At 71.7% G+C, this 24148-nt stretch carries 22 protein-coding genes; 10 read left to right on the top strand and 12 right to left on the bottom strand.

The annotated features are described in order from the left end of the window. The coding region (locus tag AB0D74_RS35360) for a hypothetical protein (RefSeq protein ID WP_362596044.1) at positions 1–225 on the bottom strand (225 nt) is incomplete at its 3' end. A 912-nt stretch (positions 226–1137) separates the two neighbouring features. On the opposite strand from AB0D74_RS35360, the gene AB0D74_RS35365 reads away from it, so the two are divergent. The 6 genes from AB0D74_RS35365 to AB0D74_RS35390 all read left to right on the top strand — a co-directional run bounded on the left by AB0D74_RS35365 (position 1138) and on the right by AB0D74_RS35390 (position 7092). Continuing rightward, positions 1138–1869 carry a helix-turn-helix domain-containing protein gene (locus AB0D74_RS35365; RefSeq protein ID WP_362596046.1) on the top strand — a complete coding sequence of 244 codons (732 nt, stop codon included), beginning with the start codon at positions 1138–1140 and terminating at the stop codon, positions 1867–1869. Between the two features lie 79 nt (positions 1870–1948). Continuing rightward, positions 1949–2467 carry a hypothetical protein gene (locus AB0D74_RS35370; protein WP_362596048.1) on the top strand — a complete coding sequence of 173 codons (519 nt, stop codon included), beginning with the start codon at positions 1949–1951 and terminating at the stop codon, positions 2465–2467. A 154-nt stretch (positions 2468–2621) separates the two neighbouring features. Beyond that, positions 2622–3383, top strand: coding sequence for a DeoR/GlpR family DNA-binding transcription regulator (locus tag AB0D74_RS35375; RefSeq protein ID WP_362596050.1), 762 nt, complete (start codon positions 2622–2624; stop codon positions 3381–3383). A 38-nt stretch (positions 3384–3421) separates the two neighbouring features. Beyond that, on the top strand, positions 3422–4369 hold the full coding sequence (gene pfkB / locus AB0D74_RS35380) for a 1-phosphofructokinase (RefSeq protein WP_362596281.1): 948 nt from the start codon (positions 3422–3424) through the stop codon (positions 4367–4369). A gap of 256 nt (positions 4370–4625) precedes the next feature. Then, positions 4626–6725: a fructose-specific PTS transporter subunit EIIC gene (locus tag AB0D74_RS35385; RefSeq protein WP_362596052.1), complete on the top strand. Its 2100-nt coding sequence runs from the start codon at positions 4626–4628 to the stop codon at positions 6723–6725. A 115-nt stretch (positions 6726–6840) separates the two neighbouring features. After that, a complete protein-coding gene (locus AB0D74_RS35390) occupies positions 6841–7092 on the top strand; it encodes a hypothetical protein (RefSeq protein WP_362596054.1) in 252 nt (83 codons plus the stop codon). Positions 7093–7115: 23 nt separating this feature from the next. Here AB0D74_RS35390 and AB0D74_RS35395 read toward each other — a convergent pair whose 3' ends face one another. From AB0D74_RS35395 to AB0D74_RS35410, 4 genes are all read right to left on the bottom strand, one after another. After that, complete coding sequence (locus AB0D74_RS35395) at positions 7116–7862, bottom strand: DUF6227 family protein (RefSeq protein WP_362596056.1); 747 nt, start codon at positions 7860–7862, stop codon at positions 7116–7118. 157 nt (positions 7863–8019) lie between these two features. Continuing rightward, positions 8020–9252, bottom strand: a complete 1233-nt coding sequence (locus AB0D74_RS35400) for an Ig-like domain-containing protein (protein WP_362596058.1) — start codon at positions 9250–9252, stop codon at positions 8020–8022. A gap of 207 nt (positions 9253–9459) precedes the next feature. After that, positions 9460–10545 carry a P1 family peptidase gene (locus AB0D74_RS35405; protein ID WP_362596060.1) on the bottom strand — a complete coding sequence of 362 codons (1086 nt, stop codon included), beginning with the start codon at positions 10543–10545 and terminating at the stop codon, positions 9460–9462. Between the two features lie 71 nt (positions 10546–10616). After that, the gene (locus AB0D74_RS35410; RefSeq protein WP_362596062.1) at positions 10617–11855 is read right to left on the bottom strand and encodes a low temperature requirement protein A; all 1239 of its coding nucleotides are present in this window, start codon (positions 11853–11855) and stop codon (positions 10617–10619) included. Positions 11856–11938: 83 nt separating this feature from the next. Between AB0D74_RS35410 and AB0D74_RS35415 the strand changes: the two genes are divergently transcribed. Beyond that, positions 11939–12121 (top strand): hypothetical protein, encoded by a 183-nt coding sequence (locus AB0D74_RS35415; RefSeq protein ID WP_362596064.1) that lies wholly within the window; start codon positions 11939–11941, stop codon positions 12119–12121. A 40-nt stretch (positions 12122–12161) separates the two neighbouring features. On the opposite strand, the gene mscL is transcribed toward AB0D74_RS35415, so the two are convergent. From mscL to AB0D74_RS35445, 6 genes are all read right to left on the bottom strand, one after another. Then, positions 12162–12638 carry a large conductance mechanosensitive channel protein MscL gene (mscL, locus tag AB0D74_RS35420; RefSeq protein ID WP_362596066.1) on the bottom strand — a complete coding sequence of 159 codons (477 nt, stop codon included), beginning with the start codon at positions 12636–12638 and terminating at the stop codon, positions 12162–12164. A 138-nt stretch (positions 12639–12776) separates the two neighbouring features. Continuing rightward, the gene (locus tag AB0D74_RS35425) at positions 12777–13346 is read right to left on the bottom strand and encodes a hypothetical protein (protein ID WP_362596283.1); all 570 of its coding nucleotides are present in this window, start codon (positions 13344–13346) and stop codon (positions 12777–12779) included. A gap of 223 nt (positions 13347–13569) precedes the next feature. Continuing rightward, positions 13570–14403: an S-methyl-5'-thioadenosine phosphorylase gene (locus AB0D74_RS35430; protein WP_362596068.1), complete on the bottom strand. Its 834-nt coding sequence runs from the start codon at positions 14401–14403 to the stop codon at positions 13570–13572. Positions 14404–14515: 112 nt separating this feature from the next. Next, positions 14516–14845, bottom strand: coding sequence for an FmdB family zinc ribbon protein (locus tag AB0D74_RS35435; RefSeq protein WP_362596070.1), 330 nt, complete (start codon positions 14843–14845; stop codon positions 14516–14518). A 67-nt stretch (positions 14846–14912) separates the two neighbouring features. After that, the gene (locus tag AB0D74_RS35440; RefSeq protein ID WP_362596072.1) at positions 14913–16205 is read right to left on the bottom strand and encodes an MFS transporter; all 1293 of its coding nucleotides are present in this window, start codon (positions 16203–16205) and stop codon (positions 14913–14915) included. 277 nt (positions 16206–16482) lie between these two features. Then, the gene (locus AB0D74_RS35445; protein ID WP_362596074.1) at positions 16483–18060 is read right to left on the bottom strand and encodes a potassium/proton antiporter; all 1578 of its coding nucleotides are present in this window, start codon (positions 18058–18060) and stop codon (positions 16483–16485) included. A gap of 197 nt (positions 18061–18257) precedes the next feature. Here AB0D74_RS35445 and AB0D74_RS35450 point away from each other — a divergent pair, with 197 nt between their 5' ends. Continuing rightward, a complete protein-coding gene (locus tag AB0D74_RS35450; protein ID WP_362596076.1) occupies positions 18258–21020 on the top strand; it encodes a penicillin acylase family protein in 2763 nt (920 codons plus the stop codon). A gap of 68 nt (positions 21021–21088) precedes the next feature. On the opposite strand, the gene AB0D74_RS35455 is transcribed toward AB0D74_RS35450, so the two are convergent. Next, positions 21089–21670 carry a 5-formyltetrahydrofolate cyclo-ligase gene (locus AB0D74_RS35455; protein ID WP_362596078.1) on the bottom strand — a complete coding sequence of 194 codons (582 nt, stop codon included), beginning with the start codon at positions 21668–21670 and terminating at the stop codon, positions 21089–21091. A gap of 133 nt (positions 21671–21803) precedes the next feature. On the opposite strand from AB0D74_RS35455, the gene galU reads away from it, so the two are divergent. After that, a complete protein-coding gene (gene galU / locus AB0D74_RS35460) occupies positions 21804–22715 on the top strand; it encodes a UTP--glucose-1-phosphate uridylyltransferase GalU (RefSeq protein ID WP_362596080.1) in 912 nt (303 codons plus the stop codon). Then, positions 22712–24034: a gephyrin-like molybdotransferase Glp gene (gene glp / locus AB0D74_RS35465; protein ID WP_362596083.1), complete on the top strand. Its 1323-nt coding sequence runs from the start codon at positions 22712–22714 to the stop codon at positions 24032–24034. Before galU ends, glp begins: the two co-directional genes overlap by 4 nt. The last annotated feature ends 114 nt before the right edge of the window (positions 24035–24148 follow it).

Raw genomic sequence — 24148 nt, forward strand, 5'->3', positions numbered from 1 at the left:
GCGTGGATTCCCGCACGGGAATCCACGCGCCACCGTCACACACCGCATTTCCGGTCGGCGTGGATTGCCTTTCGGAAAGGAATTGCCGGGCCCTTGGCCGGTGAATTCGGGGGTGGCGGCGGCCCGTCGGACGGATTTCTCCGCGCTCGCCTCGGGGCGGTCGGTGCGCCGGCCGGGTGCGGGGCGGCTGGCCGGATCTGTTTGCTCTTGATCGATGGCAATCACTTGATAACGCTGTCATGTTCGGGCGCCGGTCGGGCCCCTCGCGGCTTCGCGCGTACAAAGAGGGCAAAAAGTGCGGCCGGGTGAGGTGCGCCGACGGCGTGTGGGGGGCGGGGTACTGTCCGTGAGAATCCCCGTTCCCGGGGATTTCGCTCGACAAGTCGACTGGTGAGGACTCCTTGTCGACCGGCGGGGAGTGACCTAATGGCCGTCCGTGGTGTTTACTGGGCACCGGTCTGATCCCTGGTGGGTCCGGACCCTTTCCGGGAGGTCCTGGGGGTGGTGCCCCGGGGCCTCTCGTTTTTGCCTGCGGTATGAGTGGGCGTCATATGTCGCTCACCGGGAAGAACTCCGGCAGGCCTCCGCGGGGGGCGCGGATAACCAGGATAACCGGCCCCGGAATTACGCCGAAACGAAGCGGATCTGCCGTTCGGGCCGCACGCGATCCTCTGTAACAAAGCCCCGGAACCGGGGGGTTCCCGGCATGATCACTATTCCTCGCGGCACCCCGCGAAACACAACTGGCTCTTCGCTCCTGGCGAGCGGTACGGTTTATCTCGCTCATCTGTCTCAACCCGCCCGGCCTCACCACCCGGGCGCTGTCGTACCTCCGGACCCACCACCGGAAACCCGCTGGCCAGCGGGTTTCAGAGCACCGACAGGAAAAGGATCAGAACCAGTGCGTACCGTCAACGACGACGGCGTCCTCCCGCCGTCGCGCCACGGCCCCCGCGGCCACCGCCCCGTGACGTGCCGTCACCTCCATGTGCCTCGGGGAACCCGCGCCCGCACGCGCCGAAGTACCCACGCCGGCACCCGCGCTGCCGCGCCCGCTGTCGCTGCTGCCGCTGCCGCTGCCGCTGTCGCTACTGCTGCTGCTGCCGCCGTCGCCGTCGCCGTCGCGGGGGAGTGACCGTGCCTTCGACCGCCGACACCGCCCGGTCGATCGACCTGCTCCTCGGGCCCGAGGAGAAGCCCGAGGGCAGCTTCCTGCAGCGGCTGCCCGCCGAGGAGTGGCAGGTCCTGCTGGAGGCGAAGCTGCGCAGCCTCGACCTCGCCCGGGACGAGCACCTGCGGATGGGACCGGACGACCGGAACGTGTACATCATCTGGGAAGGCGTCGTACGGCAGGACCGCTTCCCGCTGGGCCCGGGGGAGCACCTCCCGAGCGTGACGCGGTTCCGGGGCGGCGGCCAGCTGGTCGGCGAGGCCAAGCTCATCGCCCCCCGCTCCAGCGTCCTCACCACCTGCCTGACCAGGACCGTGGTCATCCCCTGCGGCGCCCGCCACTTCAACATCCTGCTGCGCCGCCGGCCCGAGATGCAGCTCGCCCTCCTGCGCAGCCTGGAGGACCGCAGCCGCGGCGACGAACTCGTCTACGCCATGACCACCAGGCCGCCCCTGGAGCGCGTCAGCGGACTGCTGGCGCACCTCGCCGACACCGTGGGTGTCGCGGGCCCCCGGACGGACTGCACCACCATCAGCGGCCCGAGCCAGAAGGACATCGCCGCCGCCCTCCAGCTCGCCACCTCCACCACGGAGAACGCGATCCGGACCCTGCGCTACCACGGGATCGTCGAGGCGCGGTACCGCCAGTTCGTCGTCCACGACATCGACGCGCTGCGCCACCTCGCCACCCGGCGTTGATCCCGCCCCGGCGTGCCGGTACCCCCGCCCGGCACGCCGGCCTCCGCCGCTCACGCTCCGCCCCCGAACGGATCACCGCATGATGACCAGCACCACCACGCTGGCGATCGGCACCAGTGCCGGCACTCTCGTCCTCACCGCCGTCTCCGCTCTCGTCACGGGAGTCCTCGCCACGTACACCCTCCTGCACCACAGGCAGGTCTTCGCCTGGATGCGGAAGGTCCGCGCGCGGGACGAGGCCAACACCGAACTCGACCGGCCGGCCGAGTGGCTCGCCGACCTCTACCGGGCCCAGTGCGGCCTCGCCCTGAAGCCCTGCCGCGCCGACGACTTCGAGGAGATCTCCCGGACCGGCAACATGATCAGGGGGATCGCCGACCACACGGGGCCCCTGCGCCCCGAACTGACGGCGGTCGTCGAACGGGTCGACGCCTACGTCGCGACCGCGCTGCCCGAGCCGGGCCCGGCCGCGCGGGTCACCGTCGCGGAGCGCCGCGCCCAGCTCGTCGGCGCCATGCGGCAGGAGGCTGCACGGGGTGAACTGGCCCGCGCCGTCATCACCGCCGAGCAGAGGATCACGGCTCGGCGGCACAGCTGATCCGGCCTCCTGCGCCCGTATGTGTCTGCCTCATGCCCGAACCTGTTTACTTTCTGGAAATGCGGGCGTAGCCTCCCCTCGAAACCACAAGTTCGGGCATAAGTCAGACGTGATCGGACATGGTCGGACGTACGTTTGAGTGGAGGCGCAGGGCATGTACGCACCGGAGCGGCAGCAGGAGATCCTCCGGCTCGCCCGTGACGGCGGCCGGGTGGACGTCGTGTCGCTCGCCGAGGAGTTCCAGGTCACGCAGGAGACGATCCGCCGCGACCTGAAGGCCCTCGACCGTGCCGGTCTCGTCCGCCGGGTGCACGGCGGTGCCATCCCGGCCGGGCGGCTCGACTTCGAGCCGGACCTCGCCGAACGCGAGTCCACCTCGGCCGACGAGAAGGACCGCATCGCCAAGGCCGCCGTCTCCGAACTGCCGACCGAGGGCACCCTGATCCTCGACGCCGGTTCGACGGTCGCCCGCCTCGCCGCGGCCATCCCGCTGGAGGCGTCCCTCACCGTCGTCACCCACAGCCTCCCGATCGCCGCCCGCCTCGCCGACCACCCCGGCATCCAGCTGCACCTGGTCGGGGGGCGGGTACGGCACCGTACACGCGCCGCCGTGGATGCCTGGGCGCTGCGCGCGTACGGCGAGATCCGGGCCGACGTCCTCTTCGTCGCCGCCAACGGCTTCTCCGCCGACCAGGGCCTGACCACCCCCGACCTCGCCGAGGCCGCGGTCAAGCGGGCGGCCGTCGCCGCGGCCCGCCGGGTGGTCCTGCTCGCCGACTCCGCCAAGCACGGCCAGGAGCACTTCGCCCGCTTCGGCGACATGGGCGACGTGGACCTGCTGATCACCGACAGCGGGCTGAGCCCCGAGGACGCCGCCGCCATCGAGCGCGGCGGCACGGAAGTAGTACGAGCATGAGCACCACGAGCACCACGAGCACCACGATCGGTACCGGCATGATCCTCACCGTCACCCCCAACCCCTCCCTCGACCGGACCTACGAGGTCCCCGCCCTGGAGCGCGGCGAGGTCATCCGTGCCTCCGGCGAGCGCATGGACCCGGGCGGCAAGGGCGTCAACGTCTCCCGCGCGGTCGCCGCCGCCGGCCGCCGCACGGTCGCCGTGCTGCCCCTGGGCGGAGCACCGGGCGCGCTCGTCGCCGACCTGCTCGACGCCCAGGGCATCGAGGTCGCGCCGGTCCCGGTCGCCGGGGCCACCCGCTCCAACATCGCCCTCGCCGAGTCCGACGGGGTGCTCACCAAGATCAACGCGCCGGGCCCCGAACTCTCGGCCGAGGAGCAGGAACTGCTCCTGGACACCGTGCGCGAGCAGTCCCGCGACGCCGACTGGATCGCCTGCTGCGGCAGCCTGCCGCGCGGGCTCGCGCCCTCCTGGTACGCCGACGTCGTCGCCCGGGCGCACGCCGGAGGCGCGCGCATCGCGCTGGACACCTCGGGGCGCGCGCTGCTCGAAGCGCTGCGCGCGCGGCCCGACGTGGTGAAGCCGAACGCCGAGGAGCTCGCGGAAGCGGTCGGGCGCCCCCTGGCCACCGTGGGCGACGCGCTGAAGGCGGCCGAGGAGCTGCGCGGCATGGGCGCCCGTGCCGTCCTCGCCAGCCTGGGCGCCGACGGCCAGCTGCTCGTGGAGGACGAGGGCGCCTGGTTCGCGAGCGCCCGCGTGCACACCGTCCGCAGCAACGTCGGCGCAGGCGACTCCTCCCTCGCCGGTTTCCTCATCGCGGGCGGCAGCGGCCCGAAGGCCCTCGCCTCCGCCGTCGCGCACGGCGCCGCCGCCGTCCAGCTGCCCGGCAGCGTGATGCCCACCCCGGCCGACCTGGACCCGACGGCGGTCACCGTCACCGACGTCGTCCCCGTCGACCGCGAACTGACGGAGCCGGTGTCATGAAGACCCAGACCGGTACGACCGCTCACCCCGCCGCGCTCCTCCCCGGCGCGGCCCGGCGACAACCGGCCCAGGAGCGGCGAGGGGTCTCGTTACTCGCCGCGCCGACGGGCCGTCGGGGCACCCTGAGCCGCCCCGCCGACCCCGGGAGGCGGGGCTTCCCCTGCCCCGCCTCCCACCCCGCCCCCCACGGCACCCCCGTCCCCGAAGAACCCGCCCACCCCACACCCCGGGCGATACGCGTGCATAGGAGCCCGCGATGAGCGACATGATCACCGCGGACCTGGTCGATCTCGACCTGTCCGCCGATACGAAGGAAGCGGCGGCCCGCGCCCTCGCCGAGCGCATGGTGGCCCTGGGCCGGGTGACCGACCTGGAGGGCTTCCTCGCCGACGTGGCCGCCCGCGAGGCCCAGATGCCGACCGGCCTCGACGGCGGCATCGGCATCCCGCACTGCCGCAGCGCCCACGTCACCGAGCCGACGCTCGCCTTCGGGCGCAGCGCCGAGGGCGTCGACTTCGGCGCCCCGGATGGCCCGGCCGACCTGATCTTCCTGATCGCGGCCCCCGCCGGCGCCGACGACGCCCACCTCACGATCCTCTCCGCGCTGGCCCGCCAGCTGATGAACAGCGAGTTCACGGACGCGCTGCGGGCGGTCGGCGACGCGGCGACCGCGGCGGCGCTGATCCGCGGCGACGAGACGCCGGCGACCGCGCAGGGCGCGGCGGCGACCGCGAGCGCCGAGGGCGGCTCCCAGAACACCGCTGCGGCGCCGGCGGCGGCCTCCGCCGGCACCGCAGCGGCCACCCAGGACGCGGCAGCGGCCACCGAGGGCGCGGGCCCGGAGGCCGGCGAGCGCCCGTTCCGCATCGTCGCCGTCACCTCCTGCCCCACCGGCATCGCCCACACCTACATGGCGGCCGAGTCCCTGGAGAACGCAGGCCGCGAGGCGGGCGTCGAACTCGTCGTCGAGACGCAGGGCTCGGCCGGCTTCACCCGGCTCGACCCCGAGGTCATCGCGGCGGCGGACGGCGTGATCTTCGCGCACGACGTGCCCGTCCGCGACAAGGACCGCTTCGCCGGCAAGCCGACCGTCGACGTCGGTGTGAAGGCGGGCATCAACCGTCCCGCCGAGCTGATCGGCGAGGTGCGCACGAAGGCGGCCCGCGGCGAGGTCACCTCCGGCTCCGCACCGGCCACCCCGGTGGAGCGCTCGGGCGAGGCCGGCGAGGGCTACGGCACCAAGCTGCGCAAGTGGCTGATGTCCGGCGTGAGCTACATGGTCCCGTTCGTCGCGGCCGGCGGTCTGCTGCTTGCCATCGGCTTCGCGATCGGCGGCTGGCAGGTCGACAAGGCGCCGTCGGTGATGGACCACTTCATGTGGACGCAGGCCGACAGCTGGGGCGCGCTGTTCTTCCAGGTCGGCGGCGTGGCCTTCAAGTTCCTCGTCCCGGTCCTGGCCGGCTACATCGCGTACGGCATGGCCGACCGCCCCGGTCTGGTCCCCGGCTTCGTCGGCGGCGCGATCGCCCTCGACATCAACGCGGGCTTCCTCGGCGGTCTCGTGGCCGGTCTCATCGCCGGTGCCGTGGTCATGGGCATCCAGAAGGTCAGGATCCCGGCGGCTGTGCGCGGCATCATGCCGGTGGTGGTGATCCCGCTGGTCTCCTCGGCGGTCGTCGGCTTCCTGATGCTCGTCGTCATCGGCAAACCCATCGCCTCCGCCCAGAAGGGCCTCACGGACTGGCTGAACGGCCTGACCGGCTCCAACGCCATCCTGCTCGGCGCCCTGCTCGGCCTGATGATGTGCTTCGACCTCGGCGGTCCCGTCAACAAGGTCGCGTACACCTTCGCCACCGCCGGTATCGCGGTCTCCAACCCCAGTGACTCCGCGATGAAGATCATGGCGGCGGTCATGGCGGCCGGCATGGTCCCGCCGCTGGCGATGGCCCTGGCCACCACCGTGCGCGGCAAGCTCTTCACCGAGACCGAGCGCGAGAACGGCAAGGCCGCCTGGGTGCTGGGCGCCTCCTTCATCTCCGAGGGCGCGATCCCGTTCGCGGCGGCCGACCCGCTGCGCGTCATCCCGTCCTCGATGGTGGGCGGCGCGATCACCGGTGCCCTGTCGATGGCCTTCGGCGCCACCCTGCGCGCCCCGCACGGCGGCATCTTCGTGGTCCCGCTGATCGGCAACCCGTTCCTCTACCTGATCGCCATCGCCGCTGGTGTCTGTGTCACCACGGCCCTGGTCGTCGTCCTCAAGGGCCTGCGCAAGCAGGCTCAGCAGGCCTCGGCGGGCGGCTCCGCCGCCGGGACGGCCGCCACCGCGAAGGAGGACAGGCAGCCGGTCGCGGCCTGAGCCCCGCACCGCGTCGCCGTCTTGTCCCTTTGATTCGCTGTGAGTTGTTCACGGCACCTGCGAGATACGTCACGGTCCGGGACCAAAGTCCCGGACCGTGGTGTGTACTGGGCGTATGCCCGCGCACGCCTCGACCCTCCAGCTGATCGGCATGACCGCGCTCACCCTGGCCACCGTCGCCTGGGCGGCCGTCGTGACGCGCCTGCTGCGCCGCAACCGGCGCGAGGCCCTCGCCTGGCACGCCGCGCGCGCCCTCCCCGCCTTCCCGCACCAGCTCAAGCCCGCCCCGTCACGCGAGACCGTCGAACTGACCCCCGCCGAACAGGACGCCTTCGCGGGCCTGGTACGACGCCTGGGCGGTCGCTGACCCTCCCGGCAGGGGACGGCGGGCTACCTCCGCCGCGTCGCCCGCCGCTCCATCGCGTCCCTGGCCGCGTCCTCCGACGGGTACACCTCGCACATGTGCCGGCCGTCCGGTGTCGCCGTGTGCTCGACCTCCCACAGGGACAGCTCCTGGCCGTCCCGCAGCAGGAACGCGTGCTCGTAGAGCGAGAAGGTCAGCCCCGGCCGGCCCGTCCGCCCCGGCCGTCCGAACGCCTGGGTGATCTGATGGGCGAACGCCGCCGACAGCGCCTCGGCCGTCTCCGCGCCCGGCCGGTCGGCGTTCTCCGCCCGGCGCAGCAGCCGGCGCGCGTGGTCCGCCGAGTCGTCCGGCACGTACACGTGCCGGGGCTCCGGGACCGGCGCCAGCGTCACCAGCACCGGCAGCTCGAAGTCCGGGGCGTCCGGCGGCAGCGGCAGCCGCGCGGTCGCGGCCCGCAGCTCCTCCTCGTCGACGTACACCTCGTGCTGCGGGTCGCTGCCCGGCACGGTGTTGTGCACCAGCTCCCACAGCGTGACCGCCGAGCCGTCGGCCAGTAGCCAGGTGTGCCGGTACGTCTCCCGGTGCAGCCCCGCGCTGTGGTGCGCCGAGTGCAGCGAACTGTCGTGCGCCAGCGCGCAGTCCAGCTGCCTTATGGCCTCGTCCGGCAGCTCGAAGGAGTTCAGGGCACGGCCGAGGAGTCGCGCGAGGTGCTCCTCCGGAGACTCGGGCGACTCGGCTGGTTCGTACGCTGCCGTCTCGTACGGAACGCTCAAGGTTTCTCCCGGCGTTGCTGCATGTCACCTTGTGGGTGCATACCGTAGCCCCTCGGTCGGACATCATGTCCGGGAACCGAGAAAACGTACGCCGGGAAAACGCGCGGGCCGCGCGAAAAGTTCCCGCACGGCCCGACGATCAGTCAAAAGGTGCCGGTCAGACGGCACTTCCCGCGGTCCACTCGCTCCACGACAGGTTCCACCCGTTGAGCCCGTTGTCCGGCTGCACGGTCTTGTCGGGGGAGTTCTTCACGATCACGACGTCCCCGACGAGCGAGTTGTCGTAGAACCACTTGGCCGTCGTGTCGCCCTGCGCCCCCTGCACGTCCGCCATGCCCACGCAGCCGTGGCTGGTGCCCTGCTGCCCGAACGGCGGGTTGGACCTGTTGTACCAGTAGTTGCCGTGGATGAACGTCCCCGACGTCGTCAGCCGCATCGCGTGCGGCACGTCCGGGATGTCGTACTCCCCACCCAGACCGACCGTCTGGCTGTTCATCCGGGTCTGGGTGAACTTCTCGGAGATCACCATCTGCCCGTTGTACGTCGTGTGCTCCGGGCTGCCCGTGGACACCGGCACCGACCTGAGGAGCTTGCCGTCCCGCATCACGGTCATGGTCTGCGTGTTCGCGTCCACCGTGGAGACCTGCGAACGGCCGACGGTGAACGACACCGTCTTCTTCTGCACCCCGTAGACGCCGTTCGCGCCCTCGACGCCGTCCAGGTCGATCTTCATGGTGACCTTGGAGCCGGCCTTCCAGTAGTCCTGCGGCCGGAAGTCCAGGCGCTGCGCCCCGAACCAGTGGCCCACCACCTGCTGGCCGCTGCTGGACGTGACCGTGATGTGCGACTGCACGGCCTTCTTGTCGGTGATGACCTTGTCGAAGTTGAACGACACCGGCATCCCCACGCCGACCGTCGTCCCGTCGTCCGGCGTGTACGTGCCGATGTAGCTGTTGGCCGAGTTGACGGTGGTGAAGATGGAGTTGGCCGCCGCCGTGAGCCCCTTGGAGTCCTTGGCGGTCGCCGATATCTCGTACTTCGTGCCGCGCTCCAGCTGCTCCTTCGGCTTCCAGGTGCCGCCGTCCGCCGAGAGGGTGCCGTCCACGGCTTGCCCCGACCCCGCCACGGTCATCTTGACGTCGGTCAGCTTCCCGTCGCTGACCTGCACGCCGGTCGTGTTGATGGACGCGCCGGTAGAACCGTCCTTCGCCGAGATCACGATCTTCGCCGTCGACGTCCTGGCGGCGGTGTCCTGCTGCCCGCCCTTGGCGCCGTCGGTCTTGTCGTTGGCGTTGGCGTTGCCACCGCAGGCGGTGAGGGCGAGTGCGCCGACCACGAGGGCGGCACAGGCCACCAGTCCCCGCCGCGCTGCAATGTCCGGCGTTGTCACGGGCTGCTCCAGTTCTTGTGATGTGCGTGATCCGTTCCAGTGCGTGGAGAAAGAGGGCACCGGCCCGGGTGGAGGTTCCCGCCGTGGGCCCTGGGGATCAGCACGTGACAGAACCGGGACAATCGACAGCCAGGCGAAAGGATCCGGGCGGCCCCCTCGTCTCCGCTCCCGTCTCCGCCCCCGCTCCCGTCTCCGCCCCCGCCGCCGTCATCGCTCGCGCGACGGCTCCCCGGACGGCTCCCCGGACGGCTTCCCGGACGACTCGCCGGCCGGCTCCCCGTACAGCTCCCGGTACGACGGCCACGCCCCGCCCGGTCCGTCGACCGGTCCGGCGGCCCGCACGGCCCGTACGATCGCGCGGGTCACCAGGTCCGCGCCGGCCGCGAGGATCTCGTTGAGCGCGAGCGGGCCCGCGTCGAGCGGTCGCGCGCCCGTCGCCAGCGCGAACACCGTGTCCCCGTCGTGCAGCAGGTGCACCGGCCGCACGGCGCGCGCGATCCCGTCGTGCGCCGTCCCGGCCAGCTTCTGCGCCTGCGCCTTGGAGAGCCCGGCATCGGTCGCGACCACGGCCAGCGTCGTGTTGAGCGGCGGCAGCCCGTTCCGGGCGGCGGTCTCGGCGAGCCTCAGGCGCGCGGCCTCGTGCACCCGCTCCTCGGGATACGCCACGCGCCCCTCGAACAACTCCCCGTACAACACCCCCGTTTCCGGATCGAGGACCGCGCCCGCCGCGTTGGCCACCACCAGCGCGGCCACCGTGATCCCGGACTCCAGCACGGTGCTCGCGCTGCCCACCCCGCCCTTCACCGCCCCGGCCACGGCGCCCGTACCGGCGCCCACGCACCCTTCCGGCACCGGTGCGCCCGGCTCGCTCGCCGCGGCGGCCTCCACCGCGGCCCGCCCCGTAGCCGCGTCCGGCCGGGCCCGGAAGTCCCCGCCCCGCCCCAGGTCGAAGACGCAGGCCGCGGGCACCACCGGCACCACGTGCGCCGGATCCGGCCCCACCCGCACCCCGCGCCCCCGCTCCTCCAGCCAGGCCATCACTCCGGACGCCGCGTCGAGCCCGTACGCGCTGCCGCCCGTGAGCACGATCGCCTCCACCCGCTGCACCAGGTTGCGCGGGTCGAGGGCGTCCGTCTCCTTGGTGCCCGGGCCCCCGCCCCGCACGTCCACGGCGGCCACCGCGCCGCCCTCGGGGGCGAGGACGACCGTCGTACCGGTGAGCCATCCCTCGCCGGTGCGGGTGGCGTGCCCCACCCGCAGCCCGGCCACGTCCGTCAGTGCGTCAACTGTCATGACGGCCAGTCTGGCCCAGCCCGGCGCGGTCCCGGGCCGGTCCCGGGCCGGTCAAGGGGCGGCCGGGGCGGTCACAGGGCGGCCGTGGTCGTCTCCGCGGGGCGCTCGTGGCCGGCCGCGCGTGCCGTCAGCGTCGTCCCGGTCGCCACCGCCAGCGCCGACACCAGGCCCGCCGCCGGCACCGCCCAGTCGCCCAGGAACGTGCAGCAGACCACCAGCAGCGCCGTCACCGGCAGCACCAGCTGCTGGGCGAGACCCACCTTGAAGTACCGCGAGTGCAGCGCCCACACGGTCAGCAGGTACACCGCGGTCGGCACGGTCACCGCCGCCGAGGCGGCCGTCGTGGAGATGTGTGCCTTGCCGACCGCCTCCTCGACGGCCACCTCGATGCCCGCGCCGATCGAGGCCGCCGACGCGAAGATCAGGTAGTGGCCGTAACCCCACAGGAAGGACTGCCTGTTGGAGCGCAGATGGCCGTGGATCGGCACCACGAAGTAGATCCACCACGCCGAGAAGACGATCAGCAGGCCACCCGCCGCGATGGGCAGCAGCTCGCCCAGCGCGTCGTGCTCGGCCACGGCCGACTTCACGGCGACCGTCGCCGCCGCGATCGTCTCGCCGAGCACGATGATCGTGAACAGCCCGAACCGCTCGGCGATGTGGTGCGGGTGCCAGGAGGTGCTGTGGTCCTTCTCGGCGTACAGGGGCACGCACAGCTCGGCGATCGCCATCACCAGGAACACCCAGGGGCGTGCGTGCGCCGGCAGCACCACGAGACCGATCCAGCCGACCTGGCACAGGAGCACCCCGCCCGCGTACCGGAGCGCCATGGTCCGCTCCGCCCCCGTGGCCTCCCGCGCGGCCCGCAGCCACTGTGAGGCCAGCGCCAGCCGCATGATCACGTAGCCGATCAGGACCAGTGCGAAGTCGTGGTCCGCGAAGGCCCGCGAGACACCGGCCGCCAGCACCAGCACGCCCGCGATCTGGATCAGGGTGACGACCCGGTAGAGGGCGTCGTCGTTGTCGTAGGCCGAAGCGAACCAGGTGAAGTTCATCCAGGCCCACCAGATCGCGAAGAACACCATCGCGTAGTTCAGGACGCCCTCGCCCGCGTGGCCCGCGGCAACGGCGTGCACCAGCTCCACGCCCGCCTGCGCGATGGCCACCACGAAGCACAGGTCGAAGAAGAGCTCGAGCGGCGAGGAGACCCGGTGGGACTCCTCGCGCCCGCGTGCGGTCAGGCGGCGCAGCGGCCTGAGGGGCTGGGGTGCGTGCTGTGGGGCGGGAGCCTGCGGAGAACTCGACGTCATGCGTCCAGCAGAGCAGAAAAGCGCCCCGGCTTGCGAACGGAGCCACCGCCGGACCCGAGGCGTGGGCGCCGTAGTCTTGAGGCATGACCACCGCCCCCGACTCCGACTCCGCGCCGCGCGACCCGAAGCCCGCGCTGATCTTCGACGACCCCCTCGACCGGCAGTCGGCGGACGACACGGACCGCGGCTGGGGCGACCGCCCGGAGGGCGACTCCGCGGCCGACCTCAAGCGCTTCCTCGACGAGAAGCCGCCCCACCACCTCTGAGCCGCCCGCGCGAGGGCCCGCAGGCTCCGCGGCAGCGCCGCTAACGCTGGTTGTGGCCGTTTCCGCGCTGGGCGACCAGCGCGTCGCGGATCTCCTTCAGCACCTCCAGCTCGGTCAGCTCGACCACCTCGTGCGTGCCCTCCTTCGCCTTCCTGCGGGCCTCCACCCGGGCCAGGTACTTCGCCATCGGCAGGACCATCAGGAAGTACACGACCGCCGCGGTGATCACGAAGGAGAGCGCGGCGCCCAGCACCGAGCCCCACATGATCTGGACACCGCTCTGCACGGTGCCGTCCGCGTTCAGCTTGCACGGTTCCTTGATGCACGTGCTGTAGCTGTCGAGATTCTGCGTGCCGATCGCGCCGACCAGCGGGTTGATGAGCCCCTTCACCACCGAGTTGACGATGTTCGTGAAGGCGGCGCCGATGACCACCGCGACTGCCAGATCGACGACGTTTCCGCGCATCAGGAAGGCCTTGAAGCCCTGCCAGACGCTCGGTTCCTTCTTCGCGCTCACCTCGGGGACTCTCCTCACATGCACAGGGTGTGGAACAAAGCGATCCGCAACCTACGGCACCGTGCGGCCATTGCGCCCAATCTCGCAGCTCGAACGGGCGACTTGACACAGAGCGTCCCGGAAATCGCCCCAGGCTGTTCAACACAGGGTCACCGCCAGCCGCGTCGTGGCGCTCGCGCCGACCAGTTGTGCCGCGGTGGTCCGCGGGACCGAGAGCACGACCAGCGCCCCGCTCTCCGCAGCGGCGTCGACCGGCTCCGGCAGCCCGGTCACCCGTACCCCGCGCGCGATCACCCGGGCCGCCCCGCCGGCCGCGGGGTCCCCGGCGGCGATGACGTCCACCCGGTCGCCGGGGCGCAGCAGCCGGACGGTGGCCGCGTCGGCGATGCGCACCGGTGCCGTCACCATGTCCACGGGCGGGGCGTGCCGTCGTACCGGCTGGGTGGGCTGGGCGACGGCCGGGTGTCCCCGGGGCGGCCCGGCCCGCAGGGGGTCGAGGGCGGTACGCGGTCCCGCCGCGACGAGCGCCGCCGCCGTGACCGCGAGGCCGGCCGCGAGGGCCCGCCCGCGGTGCCGCAGCAGCCGGTCCAGCCGATACCCCGCGCCGCGTACCCGCACCGGTTCGAAGTGCGGGACCTCGCAGGTGGCGGGGGCGTCCGTGCCCAGCGGGCGCGGGGCGCGGAGGGGAGGGGGAAAGGAAGGAGGCAGGGCGGGAGGCAGAGCGGGGGACAGGGAGGGGGGAACGGACACGGGGATCACCACCTGCGACGAGGAATCGGCTTGCGAGACCACGATGAGGTCTCGCGCCGAAACCCGCCGGAGCCGGTGGGCTACCGCCCGGTTGTGGACAACTCAGCCACCCGAACGAGGAGTTCCGCTCGCGCCGGCCCTGCGGGAAACCCCCGCGTCACGGCTCGCGTCACGGCCCGCGTCACGGCAGTTCGAAGCCCGGGTCCATGCCGCCGAGCGCGCTCGTGCACAGGCAGTCCCGGGCCGAGCTCTCCGGCAGGGCCGCCACCGCGTCGAACAGCACGCCCCGGAGCCGGTCCACGTTGGCCGCGAACACCTGCAGCACCTCGTCGTGCGAGACGCCCTCACCGGTCTCGGCGCCCGCGTCCAGGTCCGTGACCAGCGTCAACGACGTGTAGCAGAGCTCCAGCTCACGGGCGAGCGCCGCCTCGGGGTGACCGGTCATGCCCACCACCGACCAGCCCTGCGCCTGGTGCCAGATCGATTCGGCGCGGGTCGAGAAGCGCGGCCCCTCGACCACCACCAGCGTGCCCCCGTCCACCGGCTCCCAGTCCCGGCCGCGCGCCGCCTTCAGCGCCGCCGCCCGTCCGGTGGGGCAGTAGGGGTCGGCCAGCGAGACGTGCACCACGTTCGGCACCGCGCCGTCGGGCAGCGGAAGCCCGTCGAAGTACGACTGAGCCCGGGACTTCGTGCGGTCGACCAGCTGGTCCGGCACGAGCAGCGTGCCCGGGCCGTACTCGGGGCGCAGACCGCCCACCGCGCACGGGCCGAGCACCTGGCGCACGCCGACGGAGCGCAGCGCCCAGAGGTTGGCGCGGTAGTTGATCCGGTGCGGCGGCAGATGGTGGCCGCGGCCGTGGCGGGGCAGGAAGGCGACCCGGCGGCCGGCGATCTCGCCGAGGAAGAGGGAGTCGCTGGGCGGCCCGTAGGGCGTGTCGACCTGGATCTCGGTCACGTCCTCGAGGAACGAGTAGAAGCCGGAACCGCCGATTACGCCGATCTCTGCGTTCACCATGCCCAGCACATTAGCCGCCCGCCCGAACCGGCCGCCCGGGCAGGTGGTGCCGGGGTCCGGGAACGCCTCGGACCCCGCTGTCGACCGACGGCGGGGTCCGAGAGGTGAGGTATCAGGCGGCGGAGCTGCTGGCCGAGCCCGACGAGGAAGACGTCGAGGACGACGACTTCGAGTCGGAAGCCTTCGAGTCGGACGACTTCGTCTCCGACGACGTGCTCGACGAGGTCGAGCCCGGCTTCGACGCGGGGCTGCTGCTCGACGAGGAGCCGCGGCTGTCGTTGCGGTAGAAGCCAGAGCCCTTGAAGACAATGCCGACTGCGGAGAACACCTTCTTCAGGCGGCCACCGCAGTTGGGGCACTCGGTCAGGGCGTCGTCGGTGAACTTCTGCACCGCCTCGAGGCCCTCGCCGCACTCGGTGCACTGGTACTGGTAGGTCGGCACTGTCTTCCTCCTGGCACTCTCACTCAGTGAGTGCTAACGACGGTCCATAGTGACGTATTCCCGGGGATCAGTCCACCGTCAGCGGTACGCGGTGACCGACGCCACGTGCGACCGTACGGTTCCGGGGCCGGGTGACGAGCCGCGAACGCAGCGCCAGCAGGGTCACCAGGGCGAGCAGGGTACCCGCCATCGGCACCAGGAACCCGGCGCCGCCCCACAGGCGGTCCTCCAGCTGTCCGGCGACCGTGACCGCGGCGGCCTGGCCGAGCGCCACCGCGCCGGTCAGCCAGGTGAACGCCTCCGTGCGGGCGCCGGCCGGGACCAGGCTCTCGACCAGCGTGTAGCCGGTGATCAGGGCGGGCGCGATGCACATGCCGACCAGCAGGCCGAGGCCGGCCAGGACGAGCACCGAGTGGGAGGTCCACAGCGCCGACGCGGTCAGCGCGAGCGCCGCGTAGCCGACGACCAGGCGCCGGTGCGGGGCGGCCTTCCAGGCGAGCGCGCCGCAGACGATGCCGGAGAGCATGTTCCCCGCGGCGAAGGTGCCGTACAGGACGCCGTTCAGGCCGGGCTCGCCGATCGACTCGGTGAACGCGGCGAGGGAGACCTGCATGCCGCCGAAGACGGAGCCGATGCCCAGGAAGGCGACGACCAGCACGCGCACGCCCGGGACGCGGAGCGCGGAGGCGTGCCGCACGCGCGCGTGGCCGGCGCCGGTCACCTGCGGCTGGGTGCTCTTGCTGGCGGCGAACAGCAGGCCGCCGGCCAGGGTGAGCGCGGCCTCCGTGACCAGGCCGGCGGCCGGGTTCACGGTGGTGCACAGGGCGGTCGCGAGCAGCGGGCCGAACACGAAGGTGAGCTCGTCGGTGACGGACTCGAAGGCCGCCGCGGTGGACATCAGAGGGGAGTCCTGGAGCCGCACGCCCCAGCGGGCGCGCACCATGGGGCCGATCTGCGGCACCGAGGCGCCGGTCGGCACGGCCGCCGCGAACAGTGCCCACAGGGGCGCGTGCGCCAGCGCGAGCGCCGTCAGGGTGAGGCCCGACAGTGTGTGCACGAGGACGCCGGGGACCAGCACCGCGCGCTGTCCGTGCCGGTCGGCCAGCCGGCCGCTGTAGGGCGCGAACAGGGCCATGGAGACGCCGGTGACGGCCGCGGCGGCGCCCGCGGCGCCGTACGAGCCGGTGGTGTGCTGCACGAGCAGCACGATGGAGATGGTGAGCATCGCGAACGGCTGGCGCGCCGCGAAACCGGGGAGCAGGAACGTCCAGGCGCCGCGGGTGCGCAGCAGCTGTCCGTATCCCGGGCGGGACGGCGCCGCCGGGTTCTCCGACGGCTCGGTGGTGACCGTGGATGCCACGGCCCGTGCCTTTCTGCCGCCTGGTAGCGCGGCCCCTCCGGATGAGGGGGCGGTGCCGAGAGCTGTCCTCTTGCGCGGAACTGCGGTAGATACCGGTGTCCACTGGGAGGAGCGATCCGGCCGCCATACGGTCGCGCCAGCTCTGCGTCAGGCAGAGTTGGTTCGATCAGGTGCTTTCATCGTACAGGGGGGAGGGCACGGTACACCTGTGAAAACGGGCACCGTGACCCTCGTTCACCTGGGATTGCCTGAGGTGTGAAGTACCCGAAACATGCCCTTAACGCACGCCCGCCGTTCCGTTCGTGCCCAGCCAGCCGGCCAGCTTGCCCCCGGCGCCGACCGCGCGCAGCCGCTGTTCCGCGGCGTCCCGCACCGGGTCGGTGGCGACCACGAGGAGTTCGTCCCCGCGCCGCAGCACCGTCGCGGGCAGCGGGACAAACGATTTTCCTTCGCGGACGACCAGGGTGACGGCTGCGCCGGCGGGCAGCCGCAGCTCGTTGATCTCCACGCCGTGCATCCGGGAGCCCTCGGGGATCGACACGGACAGCAGGTGCCCGCGCAGCCGCTCCAGGGGCGCGGACTCGATGCCGAGGTCGGCGGCCTCGGAGCCCTCGCCGAGCCGCAGCTTGCGGGCCAGCCAGGGCAGGGTCGGTCCCTGGACGAGGGTGTAGACGACGACCAGGACGAAGACGATGTTGAAGATGCGGTGACTGGTGTCGACGCCGTTCACCATGGGGATCGTCGCCAGGATGATGGGCACGGCGCCGCGCAGCCCGGCCCAGGACATCAGGGTCTGCTCCCCCCAGGGCACCCGGAAGGGCGCGAGGCTGAGGATGACGCTCAGGGGCCGCGCCACCATGGTGAGCACCAGTCCGATGATCAGTGCGGGCAGGAAGTCGTCGCCGAGTTCGTGCGGGGTGACCAGCAGGCCGAGCAGCACGAACATGCCGATCTGGGCGATCCAGCCGAGCCCCTCGGCGAAACCGCGGGTGGCCGGCCAGTGCGGCAGCCTGGCGTTGCCGAGCACCATGGAGGCCAGGTAGACCGCGAGGAAGCCGCTGCCGTGGGCCAGCGCGCCGCCGGCGTAGGCCGTGACCGCGATGGCCATCACGGCGATCGGGTAGAGGCCGGAGGCGGGCAGCGCGACGTGCCGCAGCCCCCAGGCGCCGAGCCAGCCGACCGCGAGCCCGATGGCCGCGCCGATGGCCAGTTCCATGGCTATCTCGCCCAGCAGCACGTACCAGTGCTCGACCGGTCCCGAGGTGGAGAAGGCGACGACCAGGATGACCACCGGGGCGTCGTTGAAGCCGGACTCCGCCTCCAGCGTGCCCGTCACGCGCGCGGGCAGCGGAATCCGCCGCAGCACCGAGAACACCGCCGCCGCGTCCGTCGAGGACACCACCGCCCCGATGATGAGCGCCTGCCGCCATTCCAGCCCGACGAGATAGTGCGCGCCCGCGGCGGTGACGCCGACACTCACGCCGACCCCGACCAGGGCCAGCACGGAGGCCGACGCCAGGACGGGTTCGACCTCCTTCCACTTCGTGCCGAGGCCGCCCTCGGCCAGGATCACGACCAGGGCCGCGTACCCGATGACCTGGGTCAGCTCGGCGTTGCTGAAGTGGATGTTCCCGATGCCGTCCTGGCCCATGAGGACGCCGATCCCCAGGTACACGAGCAGGCTGGGGAGCCCGCTGCGCGAGGAGATCCGGACGGCCGCGACGGCGACCAGCAGGACCAGGGAGCAGACGAGCAGAAGCTGGTTGAGGTGGTGGACAGTCAGCGGCGGTTCCCTTCCTTGGCTCGCGCGCGGGCGACGCGGAAGCTCACGTACACAGGACCGAGGGTGCGGCACTCAGCACCCAAGTACTTCATTACCTTACCTAACTCTTGACGCTTTCTTGACGCTTCCCGCGGCAAGATCGAACGCCCGTGCCCGCAGGTTCCCCACTCCGGGTCAAGTGGCGTGAGGCCCTGCGCCTATGGTTGCTCCAGCGCTCAGTCAAAAGCACATGCCCGCCTGCCGCTCGCGTTAGGACAGCAAGGACAGCGATGCCCCCCAACACCACCGCCACAACGGGTGACAAGCCTGGCAAGTCCGGCAGGAAGAAGGGGCGCAGAGCCCGACTGATCGTGCTCGTGCTGGTCCTGGCCGTCATCGGTGGCGTCTTCTACGGGGCGTACTGGTCGGTCAGCACGGTTCGCGCGTCCTTCCCGCAGACCAAGGGTTCGATCACGCTCGAAGGCCTCTCCGGGCCCGTGACCGTGAAGCGGGACGGCTACGGCATCCCGCAGATCTACGCCTCGACCGACGAGGACCTGTTCATGGCGCAGGGCTACGTCCAGGCGCAGGACCGGTTCTACGAGATGGACGTGCGCCGCCACATGACCTCCGGGCGCCTGTCGGAGATGTTCGGCAAGGGCCAGGTGAAGAACGACGAGTTCCTGCGCACCATGGGCTGGGACCGGGTCGCGAAGGAGGAGTACGACACCAAGCTGTCGGACTCCACGAAGAAGTACCTCCAGGCCTACTCCAAGGGGGTCAACGCCTACCTCCAGGGCAAGGACGGCAAGGACATCTCCCTGGAGTACGCGGCCCTCGGGTTCGTCAACGACTACAAGCCCGCGCAGTGGACCCCCGTCGACTCGGTCTCCTGGCTGAAGGCGATGGCCTGGGACCTGCGCGGCAACATGGACGACGAGATCGACCGCGCGCTGATGACCAGCCGTCTCGGCCCGCAGCAGATCAAGGACCTCTACCCGGACTACCCGTACAGCCGCAACCAGCCGATCGTCCAGCAGGGCCAGTACGACGAGGTCACGAAGACGTTCGAGCAGAGCGGCTCCACCAGCGGCTCGGGCACCTCGACGGACACGGGCACCACCACGACCTCCTCGTCCACCGGTTCGGCGCTCACGAGCCAGCTGGAGAGCCTCTACAACGTCCTGGACGACGTCCCCACGGCCGTCGGTGTGAACGGCCAGGGCATCGGCTCCAACTCCTGGGTCGTCGGCGGCCAGTACACGATCACCGGCAAGCCGCTGCTCGCCAACGACCCGCACCTGTCGGCGTCGCTGCCGTCCGTCTGGTACCAGATGGGCCTGCACTGCACCACGGTCTCCAGCAAGTGCCAGTACGACGTCACCGGCTACACCTTCGCCGGCATGCCCGGCGTGGTCATCGGCCACAACGCGGACATCGCCTGGGGCATGACCAACTCCGGGGTCGACGTCACCGACCTCTACCTGGAGAAGCTCTCCGGCGACGGCTACCTGTACGACGGCAAGACCAGGCCCTTCACGACCCGGACGGAGACCATCAAGGTCGCCGGCGGCTCGGCCAAGAAGATCGTCGTACGCCAGACCGCCGACGGCATGCCCCTGCTGTCCGACCGCGACGACGAACTCGTCCAGGTCGGCAAGAAGGCCACCGTCGACACCGCCGCACCCGACCGCGGCGACGGCTACGGCATCGCCCTGCGCTGGACCGCCCTGGACGCGGGCACGACCATGGACGCCGTCTTCGCCCTCGACAAGGCGTCCGACTGGGACTCCTTCCGGAGCGCGGCGGCCCAGTTCGACGTGCCGTCGCAGAACCTGATCTACGCCGACACCAAGAACAACATCGGCTACACGCTGCCCGGCAAGATCCCCACGCGCTCCTCGGTGGACGACGGCTCCATCCCGGCGCCGGGCTGGGACTCCAAGTACAAGTGGACCGGCTTCATCAAGCAGGACGAGCTGCCCTACGAGTACAACCCGAAGCGCGGCTACATCGTCACCGCCAACCAGGCCGTGATCGACAAGGACAAGTACCCCTACACGCTCACCACGGACTGGGGCTACGGCACCCGCAGCCAGCGCATCACCGACCTGATCGAGTCGAAGATCAAGGACGGCGGCAAGATCTCCACCGACGACATGCGCCAGATGCAGACGGACAACAGCAGCGAGATCGCCAAGCTGCTGGTGCCCAAGCTGCTGAAGATCAACCTGGACGACAAGGACGTCCGCGAGGCGCAGAAGCTCCTGGAGGGCTGGGACTACACCCAGGACGCCGACTCCGCCGCCGCGGCCTACTTCAACGCGGTCTGGCGCAACGTCCTCAAGCTCGCCTTCGGCAACAAGCTGCCCAAGGAACTGCGGGTCAAGGGCCAGTGCCTGTGGGTCGACAAGGTCGACAGCACCGGTCCGGTGGACGACGACACCAAGGTGCGCGAGTGCGGCGAGCGCGACGCCGACCAGGCCCAGCCGGACGGCGGCGACCGCTGGTTCGAGGTGGTCCGCAACCTCATGAACAAGCCGGACAGCGACTGGTGGAAGACGCCGGCCGGCGCGGGTGACCGCCCCAAGGCCGACAACATGGACGAGCTCTTCAAGCGCGCCATGATCGACGCCCGCTGGGAGCTGACCGCCAAGCTCGGCAAGGACATCGACACCTGGAGCTGGGGCCGGCTGCACCGCCTGTTCCTGAAGAACCAGACCCTGGGCACCGACGGCCCGGCCGTCGTCAAGTACATCCTCAACCGCGGCCCCTGGAAGCTCAGCGGCGGCGAGGCCACGGTCGACGCGACCGGCTGGAACGCCGCAGGCGGCTACGGCGTCGTGTGGGTGCCCTCCATGCGGATGGTCGTCAACCTCGACGACCTGGACAAGTCCAAGTGGATCAACCTCACCGGAGCCTCCGGCCACGCCTTCAGCTCCCACTACACCGACCAGACGGGCAAGTGGGCCGACGGCGAACTGCTCCCGTGGTCGTTCTCGGACAAGGCGGTCGACAGCAGCACCAGCGACACCCTCGTCCTCAAACCCTGAGCCCGACCGTTGAAACGGCCCTCCACGCACGCGTGGAGGGCCGTTTCGCATGGGCGGCCGAGAGCGGCTCAGGGGCTCGCGAACCGGCGTACCCCCGACGGCGTCACCACCGCCTGCACCGGCCGGTCGTGCGCCTGGGAGGGCACCCGCCCGACGACCTCCGTGTCGTACAGCAGCACCACGAGCGCCGGGCGCGCGTCCGCCCGCTCCAGACGCGCGAGCACCCGGTCGTACGACCCTCCGCCGCGCCCCAGGCGCATCCCGCGCGCGTCCACCGCGAGCCCCGGCAGCAGCACGACGTCCGCGCCGAGCACGGCGTCCGGCCCGAGCCGTTCACCGCAGGGTTCGAACAGTGCCATCTTCCCGCCGTGTTGGACCCGGGCGAGGGAGTCCTCCCCGGTGTACGCGCCCCAGTCCAGGTCGTGGTCCGGCAGCAGCGCGGGGAGCAGGACGCGCACCCCCCGCGTGACCAGCGCGTCCAGCAGCGTGCGCGTGCCGGGCTCGGTCCCGACCGAGACGTACGCCGCCACCGTGCGCGCACGCGCCAACTCGGGCAGTTCCAGCGCGTGCCCGGCCAGCGCGCCGGCCGCCTCCTCGACGACATCCGCCGTCAACCTGTTCCTCACCCCGAGGAATTCGCGGCGCAACATTCGCTTGTCACTCTCGGCTCCAGGTCCACCGTGCTCCACAGGTCGTTCCCGCACCTTCCCTTATCCGCTCATATGAGTACCGAGTGCCCGGAGCCTCAGATTCCTCACAAAGGCACCGGATAAGGTTGCGGACATGACTCAGTCGCACCCCAGGATCAGCAAGGCTGTCATTCCCGCAGCAGGCCTCGGCACGCGGTTCCTGCCGGCCACCAAGGCCACTCCCAAGGAGATGCTGCCGGTCGTCGACAAGCCGGCGATCCAGTACGTGGTCGAGGAGGCCGTGTCGGCGGGGCTCGACGACGTCCTCATGATCACCGGACGCAACAAGCGCCCCCTGGAAGACCACTTCGACCGCAACTACGAGCTGGAGTCGGCGCTCCAGAAGAAGGGCGACGCCGGCCGGCTCGCCAAGGTGCAGGAGTCCAGCGACCTGGCCACCATGCACTACGTCCGCCAGGGCGACCCCAGGGGCCTCGGCCACGCCGTGCTCTGCGCCGCCCCGCACGTGGGCCACGAGCCCTTCGCCGTCCTGCTCGGCGACGACCTGATCGACCCCCGCGACCCCCTGCTCCAGCGCATGATCGAGGTCCAGGAGCAGCACGGCGGCAGCGTGATCGCGCTCATGGAGGTCGACCCGGAGCAGATCCACCTCTACGGCTCCGCGGCCGTGGAGACCACCGCCGACGGCGACGTCGTCAAGGTGACCGGCCTGGTCGAGAAGCCGGACCCGGCGGACGCCCCGTCCAGCTACGCGGTGATCGGCCGCTACGTCCTCGACCCGCACGTCTTCGACATACTGCGGCGCACCGAGCCGGGCCGCGGCGGCGAGATCCAGCTCACCGACGCCCTCCAGCAGCTCGCACAGGACGAGAAGGTCGGCGGTCCCGTGCACGGCGTCGTCTTCAAGGGGCGCCGCTATGACACCGGCGACCGCGGCGACTACCTGCGTGCCATTGTCCGGCTCGCGTGCGAACGTGAAGACCTGGGCCCGGACTTCCGGACCTGGCTTCGCAGTTACGTAGCCGAGGAGATGCAGCAGAGTTGAGCACCGCCGCGACCCGCCCCGCCGGCCCGGACCACCTGTGGTCGGTGGACGAGCACCTGGAGGACATCCTCACCGCCGTCCGCCCCCTGGAACCCATCGAGCTGCAACTCCTCGACGCCCAGGGCTGCGTCCTGGTCGACGACGTCACGGTGCCGCTCTCGCTGCCGCCGTTCGACAACAGCTCCATGGACGGGTACGCGGTACGGGTCGCGGACGTGGCGGGCGCGAGCGAGGAGTTCCCGGCCGTCCTGGAGGTGGTCGGGGACGTCGCGGCGGGCGCGGCCGAGCTGACCCCGGTCGGCCCCGGCCAGGCGGTCCGCATCATGACCGGCGCCCCGCTGCCGCCCGGCGCCGAGGCCGTCGTCCCCGTGGAGTGGACCGACGGCGGACTCGGCGCGGGACCGGTCGCCGGGATGCGGGCGCGCAGCCTCGCACCCGAGGGTGCCGAGGGGCACGTGCGGGTGCACCGGCCGGCCGAGGCACGCGCGCACGTACGCGCGCGGGGCAGCGACGTGAAGGCAGGCGACCTCGCCCTGGCCGCCGGCACCGTCCTCGGCCCGCCGCAGATCGCGCTGCTCGCCGCGATCGGCCGCGGCACGGCACGCGTGCGCCCGCGCCCGCGCGTGGTCGTCGTCTCCACCGGCAGCGAACTCGTCCAGCCCGACGAGGCGCTCGGCAGCGGCCAGATCTACGACTCCAACAGCTTCGCCCTCACCGCCGCCGCCCGGGACGCGGGCGCCATCGCCTACCGGGTGGGTGCCGTCGTCGACGACGCCGAGACCCTGCGCGCCACCATCGAGGACCAGCTGGTCCGCGCCGACCTGCTGGTCACCACCGGCGGCGTCAGCGTGGGCGCGTACGACGTCGTCAAGGAGGCCCTGGCGCACGTCGGCGACGAGGACGAGCCGGGCAGCGGCATCGACTTCCGCACGCTCGCCATGCAGCCCGGCAAGCCCCAGGGCTTCGGCACCATCGGCCCCGACCACACGCCCCTGCTGGCGCTTCCCGGCAACCCCGTGTCGTCGTACGTCTCCTTCGAGCTGTTCGTCCGCCCCGCCATCCGCACCCTGATGGGCCTCGACGACGCCCACCGGGCCCGGACCACGGCGACCCTCAGGGCCGGCAAGGCGCTGAGCTCGCCCAAGGGGCGCAGGCAGTTCCTGCGCGGGAAGTACGCCGACGGCGAGGTGACCGCCGTGGGCGGCGCCGGTTCGCACCTGGTCGCGGCCCTGGCCCACGCCGACGCGCTGATCGTCGTACCCGAGGACGTCGAGTCGGTCGAGCCCGGTACCGACGTCGAGGTCGTCCTGCTCGGCTGACCCCGGGTACCCGTACCCGCCCGCCGGGCGGTCCTGCCCGCTGGTGCGGGCCGTCTTGGCGGTACCGTGTCGCGCACAGCAGGCCCGAGCGCCGCACCGCGACGGGCCAGGACC

Source organism: Streptomyces sp. NPDC048278, assembly GCF_040652195.1.
Taxonomy (GTDB): Bacteria; Actinomycetota; Actinomycetes; order Streptomycetales; family Streptomycetaceae; genus Streptomyces.

What these genes read in the sequence shown, in the direction of transcription:
- AB0D74_RS35410 (WP_362596062.1), bottom strand. Translation starts at nt 11,855, where the DNA reads ATGACGTCGAGTTCTCCGCAGGCTCCCGCCCCACAGCACGCACCCCAG.
- AB0D74_RS35375 (WP_362596050.1), top strand. Translation starts at nt 2,622, where the DNA reads ATGTACGCACCGGAGCGGCAGCAGGAGATCCTCCGGCTCGCCCGTGAC.
- AB0D74_RS35405 (WP_362596060.1), bottom strand. Translation starts at nt 10,545, where the DNA reads ATGACAGTTGACGCACTGACGGACGTGGCCGGGCTGCGGGTGGGGCAC.
- AB0D74_RS35370 (WP_362596048.1), top strand. Translation starts at nt 1,949, where the DNA reads ATGATGACCAGCACCACCACGCTGGCGATCGGCACCAGTGCCGGCACT.
- AB0D74_RS35455 (WP_362596078.1), bottom strand. Translation starts at nt 21,670, where the DNA reads ATGTTGCGCCGCGAATTCCTCGGGGTGAGGAACAGGTTGACGGCGGAT.
- galU (WP_362596080.1), top strand. Translation starts at nt 21,804, where the DNA reads ATGACTCAGTCGCACCCCAGGATCAGCAAGGCTGTCATTCCCGCAGCA.
- AB0D74_RS35415 (WP_362596064.1), top strand. Translation starts at nt 11,939, where the DNA reads ATGACCACCGCCCCCGACTCCGACTCCGCGCCGCGCGACCCGAAGCCC.
- AB0D74_RS35450 (WP_362596076.1), top strand. Translation starts at nt 18,258, where the DNA reads ATGCCCCCCAACACCACCGCCACAACGGGTGACAAGCCTGGCAAGTCC.
- AB0D74_RS35385 (WP_362596052.1), top strand. Translation starts at nt 4,626, where the DNA reads ATGAGCGACATGATCACCGCGGACCTGGTCGATCTCGACCTGTCCGCC.
- AB0D74_RS35430 (WP_362596068.1), bottom strand. Translation starts at nt 14,403, where the DNA reads ATGGTGAACGCAGAGATCGGCGTAATCGGCGGTTCCGGCTTCTACTCG.
- AB0D74_RS35390 (WP_362596054.1), top strand. Translation starts at nt 6,841, where the DNA reads ATGCCCGCGCACGCCTCGACCCTCCAGCTGATCGGCATGACCGCGCTC.
- pfkB (WP_362596281.1), top strand. Translation starts at nt 3,422, where the DNA reads ATGATCCTCACCGTCACCCCCAACCCCTCCCTCGACCGGACCTACGAG.